Genomic DNA, 356 nt, shown 5'->3' with positions numbered 1-356 from the left:
GTGGACCCCAGCCCCTGCAACGCCCTCACCGAGGGGCCGGGCGGCCTCCTCGTGCCCTCCACGACCGTCGAGGGGGTCGCCCCCGGGACGGCGGTCGGTGCCGGCCGCTCCGTAGACGTGGACGTGGTCGCCCCGGCTACCGGCGACTGCCCGCAGGAGTGGCAGGTCGGCGCGCGGCTCACACCCCMGTATGACGAGAAGCTCCTGCAGAACTTCGTGGACCTCGTCGCCACGCCGAGCGGCGGATGGGTGGACAGCACGCTGTCTGTCGACCTGCCGGAGGCGGGCGTCTACGAGGTGTCCGCGACCCTGCACACGGTCATCGCGGTCAACCCGTCGAGCGGGGCATTCAACAT

Annotated in this window: 1 protein-coding gene; it reads left to right on the top strand. The window is 72.1% G+C overall.

The window, feature by feature from the left end; translation table 11 throughout:
• Nucleotides 1-123 precede the first annotated feature (123 nt).
• A partial coding sequence (locus tag AC1DSF_RS31525; protein ID WP_478184236.1) for a hypothetical protein occupies nt 124-356 on the top strand: 233 nt, incomplete at its 3' end.

It is taken from the genome of Variovorax sp. 01N429 (genome assembly GCF_056399425.1).
Note: the sequence above shows the minus strand (reverse complement) of the source record. Positions and strands in the feature narration are given on the sequence as shown.